Origin of the sequence: Flavivirga amylovorans (assembly GCF_030540875.1) — a bacterium.
Taxonomy (GTDB): Bacteria; Bacteroidota; Bacteroidia; order Flavobacteriales; family Flavobacteriaceae; genus Flavivirga; species Flavivirga amylovorans.
Genome location: NZ_JAUOEM010000007.1, coordinates 1 through 15,294, shown reverse-complemented (window position 1 = coordinate 15,294; position 15,294 = coordinate 1). Strand labels below are relative to the sequence as shown.

The following is a 15,294-nucleotide window of genomic DNA, read 5'->3' as shown; positions in this document are numbered from 1 at the left end:
GTTAAATGAATAGTACAGTTTTTATAGATGAACCTAAAATTTCAAATCATATGAGTAGTATAAAAGGGGACTATGTGAGCTTTGAAAATGAAACCTATTATAAAATTTCTAATAGTGATGCGATGCGCTCTTTCTTTATGAGCATAGTCAGCGATTCTAATCACTGGATGTTTATTTCAAGCAACGGGGGCTTAACTGCTGGAAGAAAGAATGCGGAGTTTTCATTATTTCCTTATTATACAGATGATAAAATAACCGAATCATCGGAAATTACTGGAAGTAAGGCTATTTTCCAGATACATAAAAATGGAAAGCCACACATATGGGAACCATTTTCTATTCGCCAGATGGGTATTTACAAGACCCAAACAAACCTGTACAAGAATATATATGGGAATAAAATTGTTTTTGAAGAGAATAACCTTGATTTAGGCTTAACATACAGATACCATTGGAACACTAGCAATGAATTTGGATTTGTAAAAAAATCAACGTTAATAAATAATTCTGATTTTAAAATTAATGTTAATGTTTTAGATGGATTACAAAATATTTTACCCGCAAGCGTAACCGCCGATACACAAAGCGGTAGAAGTAATTTAGTAGATGCCTACAAAAAGAGTGAATTACAGATAGAAGTTGGCTTGGGTGTTTATGCATTAAGTGCTGTTATTGTTGATAAAGCAGAACCAAGTGAAGCTTTAAAAGCTAACACGGTATGGTCTGCAGGGCTTCAAAATCCTACTCATTTATTGTCCTCACTACAATTAGACAATTTTAGAAAACGTCAAGACATTCATCAGGAAGTTGACATTAAAGCAGAGAAAGGCGCTTATTTTGTCTCAGCCGAAATAACATTAGATGCAGGAGCAGAAAAAAATTGGATGTTTGTAGCGAATGTTAATCAGTCCATTTCAGATATTGTTAAGGTTTCAAAAATCATTAAAAACGAAAAAGATATTACTCGTCTTATTCAAAAAGATATTGATGCCGGAACTAAAAACTTAATTCAGTTAACAAGTGCTTCAGATGGATTACAACTAACCGCAGATCCTTTAATCAACACTAGGCATTTTTCAAACACACTATTTAATATTATGCGTGGTGGTATTTTTGATGATGGTTATACTATTGAAAAAACTGATTTTATAAAATATATAGCCAAGGCTAATAAATCCTTTTTTAATAAAAAGAAAGATCAGTTAAAAAACTTACCTGAAACGTTCACACTTAATTATTTAAAGAATCTTGCAGAACAAGACGTAGATGATGTCTTTAAGCGACTTAGTTTTGAGTACTTGCCATTAAAATTTAGTAGAAGACACGGTGACCCTAGCAGACCTTGGAATAAGTTTTCGATAAATACACATAGCGAAATTGATGGTTCTAAAATATTAGACTACGAAGGCAACTGGCGGGATATTTTTCAAAATTGGGAGGCACTTGCACATTCATACCCAGAATTTATAGAGAGTATGATTCATAAGTTTTTAAATGCTACCACATTTGAAGGCTATAACCCATATCGCGTCACAAAAGATGGCTTCGATTGGGAAGTTATTGAAGAGAACGACCCTTGGTCTTATATTGGCTATTGGGGCGATCATCAGATCATTTACCTTTTAAAGTTTCTAGAATTTATAGAAGACCATTATCCCGGAAAACTTGAAGCGCGCTTTGATCAGGATATTTTTGTTTATGCCAATGTACCTTATAAAATTAAAAGTTATCAGGATACACTCATTAATCCAAAAGACACTATTGATTTTGACCACAAGTTAGATGCAAAAATTAATGAAGCTAAACAAAAATTAGGAGCAGATGGTGCATTGCTAAGAGATAAAAAAGATGCCATTTACAAAGTCAATTTAATTGAAAAATTAATCACTACGGTATTAGCCAAAGTGTCTAATTTTATTCCCGAAGGTGGTATTTGGCTAAACACACAACGGCCAGAATGGAACGACGCTAATAATGCCTTAGTAGGTAATGGCGTATCTATGGTCACTCTATACTATTTATATCGCTTTTTAAATTTCTTCGAAAACATTATTGAAAAATCCGAAACAAAACAAATCGAAATATCTGAAGCATTAAAAATCTTCTTTGATGAGATTGTATCAACATTAGAAACAAATAAACACACACTTTCAGGAAACGTATCAAATAAAGACAGAAAGACTATTCTGGATGGTTTAGGTTCAGCAGGAAGTAAGTATAGAAATACCATTTATGAAGAAGGGTTTACAAGTAACAAAACCGTTATAACCCGATCGGCAATTTTAAGTTTTATAGCAATAACAAAAAACTATTTACAACATACTATTGATGCTAATAAGCGAAAGGATAATATGTTCCATGCCTATAACTTAATGACGGTTGAAAATGACGAAGAAGTATCCATCTCGTATTTACCAGAAATGTTAGAAGGACAAGTAGCTGCTTTAAGCTCTGGTTATTTGTCTCCAAAAGAAGCTTTAGATCTATTAAATTGCTTAAAAAATAGTGCGCTCTTTAGAGACGATCAATACAGTTATGTTTTATACCCAGACAAAGAATTACCTCGATTTGATAAGAAAAATAATATTCCGTCTGAAAAAGTAGAACAATCAGATTTATTAAAGCAATTAATAGAAGATGGCAACAGTCATATCGTTGAAAAAGATGTTTTAAGTGGGTATCATTTTAATGGTAACTTCAATAACGCTAACAGTTTAAAAGAAGCTCTAGAAAATTTACCAAAAGACAGTTACGAACCTCTTGTAGAAAAAGACACCAAACTGCTACTAACCATTTTTGAAGAAATTTTCGATCATAAATCATTCACCGGGCGTTCAGGAACATTTTTTGGTTACGAAGGTTTAGGGTCTATTTACTGGCACATGGTATCTAAGTTATTATTAGCTGTTCAGGAAAATTGTTTACAGGCAATAAACACCAGTCAAAACGAAAAACTCATCGGAAAGCTTTTAGATCATTATTATGAAATAAACGCTGGTATTGGCGTACATAAGTCGCCTGAGCTTTATGGTGCATTTCCAACCGACCCATATTCCCATACACCAGCGACCAAAGGTGCTCAACAACCAGGAATGACCGGTCAGGTTAAAGAAGATGTATTAAACAGGTTTGGTGAACTTGGTGTTTTTGTAAACAATGGCCGTATCACATTTAACCCACGTTTATTACGTAAAGAAGAATTTTTAAAAACCCCGAAAACTTTCACCTATACAGATGTTAAAAAGATGGAATGGGAAATGTTATTGGAAGCAGATACACTTTGCTTTACCTACTGCCAAGTTCCTATCAAATATCAGCTTTCAAATAAAGATAGCTTACAAGTCTTTTTTAATAATAATAGACAATTGAACTTTGATAATTTAAGCCTTATCTCAGAAATATCGAAATCAATTTTCCAAAGAAAAGGTGAAGTAACTCAAATAAATGTATTGCTAAAAAGATAAAAGCAAACCGATGAAAACAAAGTTAAAAAGACTCTTATTACTAACCATTTTAATTGCCACAATAGGATGTGCAAATAAGTCTAAAAAAGCAATAAAAAAAGTGACTGAAGAAAAACATATAACTGCAGCAGATATTTTAGGAAACCCGGAGTATTTAGCCATTTCATATGGAGGTTACAGACAAGTCTCCCGAGATATTCAACCAACAATACCTCAGCTAAAAGAAGACATGAAAATTTTAGCAGCTATGGGAATTAAAATATTACGTACTTACAATGTACAACTGCAACAAGCTCCAAACATATTAAAAGCCATAAGAGAATTAAAAAGCGACGACCCAACTTTTGAAATGTATGTGATGCTAGGTGCCTGGATTGATTGCCAGAACGCATGGACTGATAAAGCACCCAACCATGACGTTGAAAGCGAAAACAATGCAGCCGAAATTGAAAGAGCAGTCGCATTGGCTAAAACATACCCAGATATTGTAAAGATTATTGCTGTAGGAAACGAAGCTATGGTAAATTGGGCAACAAGCTACTTTGTTCGCCCCAATGTCATTTTAAAATGGGTAACCCATCTGCAAGGATTAAAGACATCTGGAGAGCTTCCAGAGTCTTTATGGATAACCAGCTCAGATGATTTTTCTTCTTGGGGTGGTGGAGACGCAAGCTATCACACAGAAGACCTTGAAAAACTAATTAAAGCCGTAGATTATATTTCCATGCATACCTACCCAATGCACAATACCCATTATAACCCTGAGTTTTGGTTAGCTCCTGATGATGAATCTAACCTGTCTGATGACGAAAAAATTGAATCAGCTATGCAGCGGGCACTTAATTTTTCCAAAACACAATACGACAGTGTTTCAAGCTATGTAAACAGTTTAGGAATAAACAAACCTATTCATATTGGAGAAACAGGATGGGCAACCCTCTCAAATGGACACTATAGTAAAAAGGGGTCTAGAGCTACAGACGAATATAAATCTGGGCGTTATCATGAATTGATGAGAGACTGGACTAATAAAACAAACATCTCCTGCTTCTATTTTGAGGCTTTTGATGAGCAATGGAAAGATGCCGCAAATAAATTGGGCTCAGAAAATCACTTTGGTCTCATTAATCTAAAAGGGCAAGCCAAATATGCCTTATGGGACATGGTTGATAAAGGCATATTCGATGGATTAACCAGAGACGGCAACCCAATAACAAAAACCTACAATGGAAATAAAGAAGCTTTAATGCAAGAGGTTTTAGTGCCTCCAACGCATGCAGAGTTTAGTGTTACACATTAAAATCTATTGTAAATGATTATGAAACATTTAAAATATTATGTCTACTGTCTTTTATTCATGATGATGAGTTGTACGGAATCAGAAAACAAATTGCAAGCTGCCGTTTTTGAAACTTCGGCTAAAGGAAATCAACTGACTAAAATTAATGAGTTTCAAAAGTCAGATATTAAAGTAAACATCCGCTTAAAACCAGAGCAAACCTTTCAAACTATTACAGGCTTTGGAGGAGCTTTTACAGAGTCATCAGCTTACCTATTAAACAAGTTAAGTAAAGAAAATCGTGATACTATTTTAAGAGCTTATTTTGCTAAAGAAGGTGCTAGGTATTCGCTTACACGAACACATATGAATTCTTGTGATTTTTCATTATCCAATTATTCATATTCACCAGTAGAAGGTGATAAAAACTTAGAACATTTTACCATAGAAGAAGATATGGACGACCTAATCCCTGTGATAAAAGATGCTTCGGCAATCTCTGAAGATGGGTTTAAAATATTTGCGTCTCCATGGTCTGCGGCACCATGGATGAAAGATAATAACAGTTGGGTTGGTGGTAAATTGCTTCCAGAGTATTACGACACCTGGGCACTCTTCTTTTCTAAATATCTAGATGCCTATAAAGCCGAAGGTATTGATATTTGGGGATTTACGGTTGAAAATGAACCTCATGGAAATGGTAATAATTGGGAGAGCATGCATTTTTCTCCCAAAGAGATGACAGACTTTGTCCAGTTTCACCTAGGGCCAAAATTAGAACATGACGGATATGGCGATAAAATTATTTTAGGCTACGATCAAAACCGAGCAGGTTTAAAAGAATGGGTAGATGAAATGTACAGAGATGAAGCCTCCTCAAAATACTTTGATGGCACGGCTATACACTGGTATGAAAGTACTTATGACTATTTTCCGGAGGCCTTGCAATATGCCCATAATAAAGCTCCTGAGAAACTCTTAATAGAAACTGAGGGCTGTGTAGATTCTGAAGTCCCAAAATGGAAAGACGATGCCTGGTATTGGAGCAAAGAAGCAACCGATTGGGGATGGGATTGGGCATCGGAAGAAGAAAAACATTTACACCCCAAATATGCACCGGTAAATAGATATGCCAGAGATATCATTGGGTGCCTGAACAATTGGGTAGATGGTTGGGTAGATTGGAATATGGTCTTAGACCGTCAAGGAGGGCCTAACTGGTTTGAGAACTGGTGTGTAGCTCCAGTAATTGTTGATCCAGATGCCGATGAGGTTTACTTCACTCCTATTTATTACACAATGGCTCATTTTAGCAAATATATCAGACCCGGAGCAAAAATTATCGGACTTGAAAACTCAGATGAAGAACTTATGGTTACAGCAGCTCAAAACCCTGATGGATCTATCGTTGTTGTGACTTTTAATGAAACCGAAACCCCTAAAAGTATTAACCTGTCGATGCATGGAAAAGTAAAAGAATTTGCAATAGACGCTAAAGCCATTCAAACTATTGTAATTTCTAACTAAATGAAGTTTAACTAACTAATTAGCTAAGATATGTCAAATATAAAAACTGCAGCGAAAGATAGAGTACCAATAGGGCAAAAAGCCGCTTTTGGAGCTGGTCACTTTGTTCTTAATTTATTACCAGGTGCCTTAGGGTTCTTTATGTTCTTTTTACTTACCGCTTTTGGAATGGATCCGCTTTATGCAGGAATATTAGGAGCACTTCCAAGACTTTTTGACGCGCTTTCAGATCCTATTATGGGATTCATCTCTGATAATACAAAGTCAAAATGGGGGCGACGAAGACCCTATATATTTATTGGCGCTATTTTAAGCGGAATATTATTTGCTTTATCATGGCAAATGTCACCTGAAAATTCTCAAATGTATAATTTCTGGTATTTTCTTATACTATCCATACTATTTTTAGCTGGTAATACGATGTATGCTACGCCGTTAGTAGGTCTGGGTTATGAAATGACATCAGATTATAATGAGCGTACCAGACTTATGGCTTTTTCAAACACTATGGGTCAAATTGCCTGGATGATTGTGCCTTGGTTTTGGGTAATCATTGCCGATCCTCAAATATATGAATCGCAAGCTGTAGGAGTAAGACACCTATCCATAATTGTAGGTATTGCTTGTGTTATTTTAGGCTTACTACCTGCTATTTTCTGTAGAGGTATTGACTCTGCAAATATGGAAAACAGAAAAGAAATTACGTTTAAAACACTAGCCTCAAACCTTAAAGATTTATGGGATGGTATTAAACAGGTCTCAAAAAACAAACCATTTATGAAGCTTTGTGGTGCAACATTCTTAGTCTTTAATGGTTTTCAAATGGTCGCGGCTTTTAGTGTATATATTATTGTATTTTATATGTATAATGGAAGTTATGCAAATGCCGGCACATGGCCAGCCTGGTTCTCGACAATCACAGCAGTTATAACCGCTTTTATTGTGATTCCTATTATTTCTAAAATGGCAAACAAATGGGGGAAACGAAAAGCCTTTATTATATCAACAGTCATTTCAATAATTGGCTATATCTTAAAATGGTGGGGGTTCGATAATGGACTAAATGAAAACTTCAACAAAACAGCATTTGGTCAATCTCTAAATAGTGGTGTAGCGTCTTTATTTGAATCTTTAAATCCATTTTTAGAGAGTGTAGGTATGTCTTGGTTTAGTATTGATACAAGTCAAGGGTCACCGTGGCTAATTTTTATGCCCATACCATTTATAGCCTTTGGCTTAGGAGGTTTGTTTACTTTAATGATGAGCATGACCGCTGATGTATGTGATTTAGATGAGCTAGAAAATGGCATGCCTCGTAAAGAAGGAACTTTCGGTGCTATTTATTGGTGGATGGTTAAAATTGGACAGTCTATCGCTTTGTTTTTAGGTGGTCTGGTTTTAAAATTAGTAGGCTTCATTTCTGATGCTGAAACTCAAAGTGCTGAAACCATGCATAGCCTAAGAATTGCAGATATAATAATACCTTCTTTAACTGCTGGAATAGCTATTTGGATTATGTATAAATATAGTCTAAATGAAAAAAGAGCAAGAGAGATTAAAGCAGAGTTAGTAAGAAGGAGAGGAGAACTATAAATATAAAATCAACAAACTATGTCGTACAGATCAGATAAAATTATGGCCCTATCTGGCCTTAACCTAGAAAACAAAACAATAAAAGGGTTACAGAATACATTTAAGAGAGTCCTTAAAAGTGGCATGCATGGATTATGCTTTAGTCCTTACGAAGAAGGGCAGTCACCTGGAGACCAAATAAATGTTGAGCAAATTAGGCGCCGTATGGAAATTATAAAACCCTATACCAAATGGATCCGATCGTTCTCCTGTACAGACGGCAATGAATTAATTCCTGTTATTGCTAAAGAGTACGGTATTAAAACCTTAGTAGGAGCATGGTTAGGTGATGACACTGAAATAAACAAAAAAGAAATATCTGGGCTTATAAAACTTGCAAAAGAGGGTTATGTAGATATTGCTGCAGTTGGAAACGAAGTGATGTATAGAGGTGATTTAAAAGAAGATGAGCTTTTGGGTTTCATTTACCATGTAAAAAATAAAATTCCTGATACTCCTGTTGGCTATGTAGATGCTTACTACGAATTTACACAACGACCAAAAATAACAGAAGCATGCGATGTTATTTTGGCCAATTGTTATCCTTACTGGGAAGGGTGTAATATCGAATATTCATTGATCTATATGAAAGATATGTTTAACCAAGCCGTAAAAGCAGCCAATGGTAAAAAGGTTATTATATCTGAAACCGGATGGCCTAGCCAAGGTGAGGGCTTAAATGGTGCTTTACCTTCATTTATAAACGCGATAACGTACTTTATCAATACCCAACAATGGTCTAAACAAGACGATATCGATATTTTTTATTTTTCATCATTTGATGAATCGTGGAAAGTAGGAGATGAAGGAGATGTTGGTGCATTTTGGGGATTATGGGATAAATACGAAAAACCCAAATTCTATTCAACTCCTGTACTTTTTAATAAAAACAAAACCTCTGTATAGGTATAAACTAAGAAATAGCCGTTTCATAAGTATTTAGTTTGTTTGATTCGCTAAGAAAGGGTGTGATTTTACTATCACACCCTTTTGTTATTTGTGGCTATCATACTTATATTAGTTACAAAATATTTCTTTACTTTGTATAAACCTTCACTTAAGTTATGTTTGATGATGTCTTAACCGCCATTCCCTTTGGAATAATACTAGCCTTTACTATTGGTCCTGTATTTTTTGTGCTTTTAGAAACAAGTGCCACAAAAGGTTTTAGAAGTGCTTTAATATTCGATTTAGGTGTTGTTCTTGCCGATATTATTTTTATTGTTATCGCTTTTTATAGTACCAATAACTTAAGGGGGAAAATTAGTAACGATCCGAGTTTTTTAGTTTTTGGAGGTGTTTTATTAATTGTTTATGGCGTCATTTCCTTCATAAAAACATCAAAATCTTTTAGGGCAATCGTTAAAGAATATCACAAAGTTGAAATTCAAAAAGACTATGGCAAGCTTTTTATAAAAGGCTTCTTACTTAATTTTATAAATATTGGTGTTCTAATTGGTTGGCTAGGTTTCATGGTATTGGGAGATACATTAACAACATCAGAAAACGGCGATATTGTTTTTATTGTTACCATGATAATATCTTATTTTGTTACGGATCTAATTAAAATCTTGGTAGCCAAAAGATTAAAAGCAAAATTAACACCACGACTTATTTTTAAAACCAAAAAAGTAATTGCCATGGTTATTTTAGGTTTTGGAATTTTGTTATTTGTTCAGGGATTGTTTCCTGAAGCATATGAAAAAAATAAAGAAAAGTTAGAACAAATAACCCCTATAAAAGAAAAGCTTCCAGAATAATCTGAAAGCTTTTTTTGAGGCGTCGAGCGGATTCGAAAAATAAATCTGGATAGAAGGTTTTGCTTTTCTTTAATTAATTTTTTCTAAAAATTTATCATAAAAAAACCCTCAAGAGAAACTTGAAGGTTCGTTTGAGGCGTCGAGCGGATTCGAACCGCTGTAGAAGGTTTTGCAGACCTCTGCCTAGCCACTCGGCCACGACGCCATTTATAAATGGAATACAAAAGTAAAAAAAAATATAACTTATCCTTACTTTAAATTACTTTTTACGCTTATCGGTCATTTTTATCGTTACCCTTTCAACATCGCCTCCAATAGGTGGGTTTAATTTACTTACTAAAACCGTTGCTTTTTTCACCAATTTATCTTCATTAAAAATTCTATCAAGTATACGCCTAGCTACTGTTTCAAGCAAATAAGAAGGAACTTCCATTTCCTCTTTAATAATTCGATTTAAAAACACGTAATCAACCGTATCAGATAACCTATCTGTCTTTGCCGAATTTTGTAAATCAGCTTTAACCTCCAGATCAACACGATAATCACTTCCTATTTTAGTTTCTTCTTTAAGACAACCATGATAGGCAAATACCCTAATATTTTCAACTTTTATAATACCCATTAATTTGTAAAGAAATCAAAAACGTTGCTTAGTGCACTCGTTTTGGTTTTGTAAAATTCTGTATAAGTGCAACGTTCGCATGTAACAGAAGTAAATTTCTGATTTTGTATATCAAAAATCTTAGAAAATGTTCCTCCTGTTGCTCTCATCTGACCTATTTTATAAGCTTTACTATGACATTTTGGACACTCATATTTTAAATTTTGCATGGGTTAAATAGTTATGAAGTTATTACTATACACATTATAAGTCTGTGTAATTAAAAGTTTGTTACGCTTCTTAAATATATGATCCCAAATAGTATTTCCAAATGTTTTTAGTATTGGGCTAAAATAACTCGAATTTCCGTAATTTTGGGGTTTATTTAGTTGAAATAAATCAGAAAAATGTCTGAAGAAAGAAAACCACTCAATTTTATTGAGCAAATTATAGAAGAAGATTTATCTAATGGTATATCAAAAGACGCGTTGCGTTTTAGATTTCCTCCAGAACCCAATGGTTACTTACATATTGGTCATACAAAAGCCATTGGTATTAGTTTTGGTTTGGGCGAAAAATATAACGCTCCTGTTAACCTTCGTTTTGATGATACAAACCCAGCAAAAGAAGAGCAGGAATATGTAGATGCTATTAAAGAAGATGTTGCCTGGTTAGGTTACAAATGGGATAAAGAATTATTTTCTTCAGACTACTTTCAACAACTTTATGATTGGGCCATTGTTCTTATAAAAGAAGGAAAAGCCTATATAGATTCACAATCTAGTGAAGCTATGGCAGAACAAAAAGGAACACCAACCCAACCTGGTGTTGATGGGCCTTTTAGAAATAGGAGTGTTGCTGAAAATTTAGATTTATTTGAACGTATGAAAAACGGTGAATTTGAGGAAGGTTCACATATACTTCGCGCTAAAATAGATATGCAGCACCCAAATATGCTCATGCGTGATCCGATTATGTATCGTATTTTAAAAAAACATCATCATAGAACAGCAAACGATTGGTGTATATACCCTATGTATGATTGGACTCATGGAGAAAGCGATTATATAGAACAAATATCGCATTCACTATGTTCTTTAGAGTTTAAGCCTCACAGAGAGCTTTACGATTGGTTTTTAGATCAGGTCGTAGACACATCGCTTATTAGACCTAAGCAACGGGAATTTGCTCGTTTAAACTTGAGCTACACAATTATGAGTAAGCGTAAGTTACTTCAATTAGTTAATGATGGTGTTGTAAGCGGGTGGGATGACCCACGTATGCCTACTATTTCTGGTTTACGCCGTCGCGGTTATACGCCAAATGCTATTAGAAAATTTGTAGAAACTGTTGGTGTTGCAAAACGAGATAATATTATTGATGTGTCTCTTTTAGAATTCTGTATTCGGGAAGATTTGAATAAAACAGCACCACGAGTAATGGCTGTTCTTGATCCCGTAAAGTTAGTAATTACTAACTATCCTGAAGATAAAGAAGAATGGTTAGACGCTGAAAATAATCAAGAAGATGAGCGTGCTGGTTTTAGAAAGGTGCCTTTCTCTCGCGAGCTATATATTGAAAAAGATGATTTTAAAGAAGAAGCTGGTAATAAATTTTTTAGACTGAAATTAGGAGGTGAGGTTCGTCTTAAAAACGCATATATAATTAAAGCTGAAAGTGTTAAAAAAGATACCGATGGGAATATTATAGAAATCCATTGTATCTATTCCGAAGACACTTCCAAAAAAGTAAAGGGAACCTTGCACTGGGTATCCATTAAGCACGCCATAAAAACAGAAGTTAGAGAATATGATCGTTTATTTATGGACGAAGCTCCAGATAGTCATCAAGATAAAGACTTTATGGATTTTATAAATCCAAGCTCTTTAAGAATTATTCAAGCTTTTGCTGAGCCAAGTTTAACAGATGCTAAAATAGGAGACAGGTTTCAATTTCAACGATTGGGGTATTTTAATGTGGATGACGATACTACTTCAGAAAAAATTATATTTAACAAGACTGTTGGGTTACGTGATTCTTGGGCTAAACAAACCCGTGCTGAGCATAGTCGAAGCAAACCGGCTCAAAATAATTCTAATCAAAAACAACAAAACAACAAATCGCAGCAACCAAAACGAAAACCGATTGATATTATTCAACAACTAGGAAAAAAGTACACAAACTTACCGGAAATAAAACAACAAAAAATAAAAGCTGAGATTCAAGAGCTTGCTAAAAATGTAACATATGAAGAGCTGGAGCCTTTATTTAATACCGCAGCTAAAAAGGTGGGAACCAGAATCGCAGTAGTGCTTACTTTGGGTGTATTATTAGAAAATGGACAAGTGAAAAATGACGCTATAAATAATTTTATTACTAAAGCTCTAGAAGACAAAAATCCATTGTTAGTAACTGAGTCTGAGGCCATTTAAAACATAATTTGAAAACCCCATAAATCACTAAAAATGATGATTGTGTTATAATTTTATTTATATTTATATTCTAACTATAACTAATTTATTATGGAATTTTTAAACTTTCCAGCAATAATTGTTGCTGCAGTTTCGGCATTAGTTGTCGGATTTATTTGGTACAACCCAAAAGTGTTTGGTAATGCTTGGATGCAAGCAGCAGGTATGACAGACGAACAAGTAAAGGGAGGGAATATGGCTAAGATTTTTGGCTTAGCACTCTTATTCGCTTTCTTATTAGCTACAGCACTTCCTAGTATTGTAATTCATCAAATGGGTGTTTTTAGTCTAGTTGGTGGTGATCCTTCTGTTGCATTACCATCTTATGAAGCTCTAATGAATGATTATGGTGATGCTTTTAGAACCTTCAAACATGGTGCCTTACATGGTGTTATAGCGGGTGTTTTTATTGCACTTCCTATTATAGGAACAAACGCTTTATTTGAACGAAAAGGAGCTAAATATATTTTTATTAATAGTGGTTATTGGATTGTAACCTTAGGCGTTATGGGAGCTATTATTTGTGGCTGGAAATAATCATTTTGTAAAGTTTTAACATATTTAAAGACTGAAAACTGTAATTTTCAGTCTTTTTTATTATTCCTTTTGAATAAAACATCTCACATTTATTATTCTGCTAACAACCTTCCCGAAGGTTGGGATGCATTTGTAAAGCATGATATCTTTTTACAAACAAGTTATTTAAAAGCTTTAGAAGAAGCGTCTCCAGATAATATTCAGCTTTTTTACGTTGGCGTTTTTAATGACGACCTTTTAGTTGGTGTTGCTATTATTCAACGCGTACAATTGTACCTAAAAGACATGTTTAGAAAAACAAAAGTGTCCTGTTTAAAAGAGTTTTTTCAAAATATCATTTCAAAAATCCTTAAAGGAAATATATTAGTTGTTGGAAACCTAACACATACGGGGCAGCACGCTTTGTTTTTTGATGAAAACGACATGACACAATCAGATTTTTTCAACGTTATTTTTGAAAAATTAGATACGTTAAGAATAAAAATAAGAGAGACTCAAGGAAAAAAAATAAGAGCGATCATGCTTAAAGATTTTTTTATTGAAGATCCTATTCATAAAAATAAGGATTCTTTTAATGCTCATAAATTGCATGACGTGTTTGTCCAACCTAATATGATTATGTCTACACGCTCTAACTGGGTGAAAATTGAAGATTATACAGCAGATTTAAATAAAAAGTATCGAGATCGATGTAAACGAGCAAAAAAGAAATTAGGAACCATACAATGTATAGAATTAGACCTGAAATCTATTGAAGCCTATTCAAAAAAATTACATAGTTTATATTTAAATGTTTCTAATAATGCGAAGTTTAACACCTTTATTCTACCAGAAAAACATTTCTATATTTTAAAACAAAATTTAGATGAGCATTTTAAAGTATTTGGTTATTATTTAGAGGATAAATTGGTAGGGTTCTATACATTAATTTTAAATGGTAAAAACTTAGAAACTTATTTTCTAGGTTATGATAAAGAGCACCAATATTCAAATCAGTTATATCTAAACATGCTTTACGATATGGTGAAATTTGGGATTGAAAATAAATTTTCATCAATAGTATATGCTAGAACTGCGATGGAAATTAAAAGCTCTATAGGAGCAAAGCCAAAGGCTATGTTGGTATATTTAAAACATACCAATACGTTTATGAATACGATCTTAAAAGCTATCTTCGGACTTATGAATCCAACTCAAGATTGGAAAGAGCGACACCCATTCAAAAACTAAATTGGATTGCTTTTGTTTGGATATGTTTATTTTTTCGACATAACCCTTATAAAATAAATATTATGAAAACACTAACGTTCGTTTTATTATTCCTTCCATTCTGCATTTTTTCTCAGGATATGAATAACGAAAAACTCAGTAAAATTTATATATCTGTTAGTGATTCCATTCAAGGAAATCCTGGAGCCTGGCAATTTTTTGTTAAAGAAACTCCACTTATAAGTATTACAGATACGAATCATAATAGAATGCGAATCATGTCTCCAATTGCAGATTCAAATAGTTTGAGTGATGAACTAATTAAAGCGGCCTTAGTTGCAAATTTCCACACGGCTTTAGATGTTAAATATGCTGTTTCAGATGGTGTTTTATGGTCTGTATTTATTCATCCGCTAAAGGAATTATCTGAACACCAAGTAAAAGATGCTGTTAGTCAAGTGTATCATGCACATATTAATTTTGGAACAACGTTTGCAAGTACCGCTTTAACATTTCCAGGAAGAGTACTGAGTAATGATGATGGTGACCTCGAAAAAAAGAAAGAACAACCTGAGTATAAAAAGTTATAGGGTTAAAAAAAGCAAGGAGATCATCTAAAAAGGTAAATAAAAATTAAATGTCTGTTCGAGCGCAGTCGAGAACTAAAAACACCTTATTAAATAAAGGAGGTTTCGACTGCGCTCCTTTAGATTTGTTTTTTATAAATTTAAGAAAGAGAAAGGAAATAAAGTAAACTATGACAAGCGCTCAGAGATTCTAGTCTCAATATGTGATTTAGACTTTATTTCCCTTT

At 33.8% G+C, this 15,294-nt stretch carries 12 protein-coding genes and 1 tRNA gene; 10 read left to right on the top strand and 3 right to left on the bottom strand.

Translation table 11 applies throughout. The features are described 5' to 3' along the window. The first annotated feature begins 5 nt into the window (after positions 1-5). The 6 genes from Q4Q39_RS17695 to Q4Q39_RS17670 all read left to right on the top strand — a co-directional run bounded on the left by Q4Q39_RS17695 (position 6) and on the right by Q4Q39_RS17670 (position 9,662). Positions 6-3,464 (top strand): 1,3-beta-D-glucan phosphorylase, GH149 family, encoded by a 3,459-nt coding sequence (locus Q4Q39_RS17695; protein ID WP_303283902.1) that lies wholly within the window; start codon positions 6-8, stop codon positions 3,462-3,464. Between the two features lie 10 nt (positions 3,465-3,474). Further along, complete coding sequence (locus Q4Q39_RS17690) at positions 3,475-4,764, top strand: glycoside hydrolase family 17 protein (protein ID WP_303283901.1); 1,290 nt, start codon at positions 3,475-3,477, stop codon at positions 4,762-4,764. An 18-nt stretch (positions 4,765-4,782) separates the two neighbouring features. Then, on the top strand, positions 4,783-6,270 hold the full coding sequence (locus Q4Q39_RS17685) for a glycoside hydrolase family 30 protein (RefSeq protein WP_303283900.1): 1,488 nt from the start codon (positions 4,783-4,785) through the stop codon (positions 6,268-6,270). A 30-nt stretch (positions 6,271-6,300) separates the two neighbouring features. After that, positions 6,301-7,863 carry an MFS transporter gene (locus Q4Q39_RS17680; protein WP_303283899.1) on the top strand — a complete coding sequence of 521 codons (1,563 nt, stop codon included), beginning with the start codon at positions 6,301-6,303 and terminating at the stop codon, positions 7,861-7,863. A gap of 18 nt (positions 7,864-7,881) precedes the next feature. Beyond that, positions 7,882-8,808: a glycoside hydrolase family 17 protein gene (locus Q4Q39_RS17675; protein ID WP_303283898.1), complete on the top strand. Its 927-nt coding sequence runs from the start codon at positions 7,882-7,884 to the stop codon at positions 8,806-8,808. Positions 8,809-8,966: 158 nt separating this feature from the next. Next, on the top strand, positions 8,967-9,662 hold the full coding sequence (locus Q4Q39_RS17670) for a LysE family translocator (protein ID WP_303283897.1): 696 nt from the start codon (positions 8,967-8,969) through the stop codon (positions 9,660-9,662). A 134-nt stretch (positions 9,663-9,796) separates the two neighbouring features. Here Q4Q39_RS17670 and Q4Q39_RS17665 read toward each other — a convergent pair. The 3 genes from Q4Q39_RS17665 to Q4Q39_RS17655 all read right to left on the bottom strand — a co-directional run bounded on the left by Q4Q39_RS17665 (position 9,797) and on the right by Q4Q39_RS17655 (position 10,493). After that, positions 9,797-9,867 (bottom strand) — tRNA-Cys (locus tag Q4Q39_RS17665). Positions 9,868-9,921: 54 nt separating this feature from the next. Beyond that, positions 9,922-10,284, bottom strand: a complete 363-nt coding sequence (gene folB / locus Q4Q39_RS17660; protein WP_303283896.1) for a dihydroneopterin aldolase — start codon at positions 10,282-10,284, stop codon at positions 9,922-9,924. After that, positions 10,284-10,493, bottom strand: coding sequence for a zinc ribbon domain-containing protein (locus Q4Q39_RS17655; RefSeq protein WP_303283895.1), 210 nt, complete (start codon positions 10,491-10,493; stop codon positions 10,284-10,286). Before Q4Q39_RS17655 ends, folB begins: the two co-directional genes overlap by 1 nt. 177 nt (positions 10,494-10,670) lie before the next feature. Between Q4Q39_RS17655 and Q4Q39_RS17650 the strand changes: the two genes are divergently transcribed. The 4 genes from Q4Q39_RS17650 to Q4Q39_RS17635 all read left to right on the top strand — a co-directional run bounded on the left by Q4Q39_RS17650 (position 10,671) and on the right by Q4Q39_RS17635 (position 15,070). After that, complete coding sequence (locus tag Q4Q39_RS17650; RefSeq protein ID WP_303283894.1) at positions 10,671-12,695, top strand: glutamine--tRNA ligase/YqeY domain fusion protein; 2,025 nt, start codon at positions 10,671-10,673, stop codon at positions 12,693-12,695. A gap of 90 nt (positions 12,696-12,785) precedes the next feature. Next, positions 12,786-13,271 carry a DUF1761 domain-containing protein gene (locus Q4Q39_RS17645; protein ID WP_303283893.1) on the top strand — a complete coding sequence of 162 codons (486 nt, stop codon included), beginning with the start codon at positions 12,786-12,788 and terminating at the stop codon, positions 13,269-13,271. Positions 13,272-13,340: 69 nt separating this feature from the next. After that, on the top strand, positions 13,341-14,501 hold the full coding sequence (locus Q4Q39_RS17640; protein ID WP_303283892.1) for a GNAT family N-acetyltransferase: 1,161 nt from the start codon (positions 13,341-13,343) through the stop codon (positions 14,499-14,501). A 62-nt stretch (positions 14,502-14,563) separates the two neighbouring features. Next, positions 14,564-15,070, top strand: coding sequence for a hypothetical protein (locus tag Q4Q39_RS17635; RefSeq protein ID WP_303283891.1), 507 nt, complete (start codon positions 14,564-14,566; stop codon positions 15,068-15,070). Positions 15,071-15,294: the final 224 nt, after the last annotated feature.

Coding starts and splice junctions, on each gene's coding strand:
- Q4Q39_RS17650 (WP_303283894.1), top strand. CDS start 10,671: ATGTCTGAAGAAAGAAAACCACTCAATTTTATTGAGCAAATTATAGAA.
- Q4Q39_RS17690 (WP_303283901.1), top strand. CDS start 3,475: ATGAAAACAAAGTTAAAAAGACTCTTATTACTAACCATTTTAATTGCC.
- Q4Q39_RS17695 (WP_303283902.1), top strand. CDS start 6: ATGAATAGTACAGTTTTTATAGATGAACCTAAAATTTCAAATCATATG.
- Q4Q39_RS17645 (WP_303283893.1), top strand. CDS start 12,786: ATGGAATTTTTAAACTTTCCAGCAATAATTGTTGCTGCAGTTTCGGCA.
- Q4Q39_RS17675 (WP_303283898.1), top strand. CDS start 7,882: ATGTCGTACAGATCAGATAAAATTATGGCCCTATCTGGCCTTAACCTA.
- Q4Q39_RS17635 (WP_303283891.1), top strand. CDS start 14,564: ATGAAAACACTAACGTTCGTTTTATTATTCCTTCCATTCTGCATTTTT.
- Q4Q39_RS17670 (WP_303283897.1), top strand. CDS start 8,967: ATGTTTGATGATGTCTTAACCGCCATTCCCTTTGGAATAATACTAGCC.
- Q4Q39_RS17685 (WP_303283900.1), top strand. CDS start 4,783: ATGAAACATTTAAAATATTATGTCTACTGTCTTTTATTCATGATGATG.
- Q4Q39_RS17655 (WP_303283895.1), bottom strand. CDS start 10,493: ATGCAAAATTTAAAATATGAGTGTCCAAAATGTCATAGTAAAGCTTAT.
- folB (WP_303283896.1), bottom strand. CDS start 10,284: ATGGGTATTATAAAAGTTGAAAATATTAGGGTATTTGCCTATCATGGT.
- Q4Q39_RS17680 (WP_303283899.1), top strand. CDS start 6,301: ATGTCAAATATAAAAACTGCAGCGAAAGATAGAGTACCAATAGGGCAA.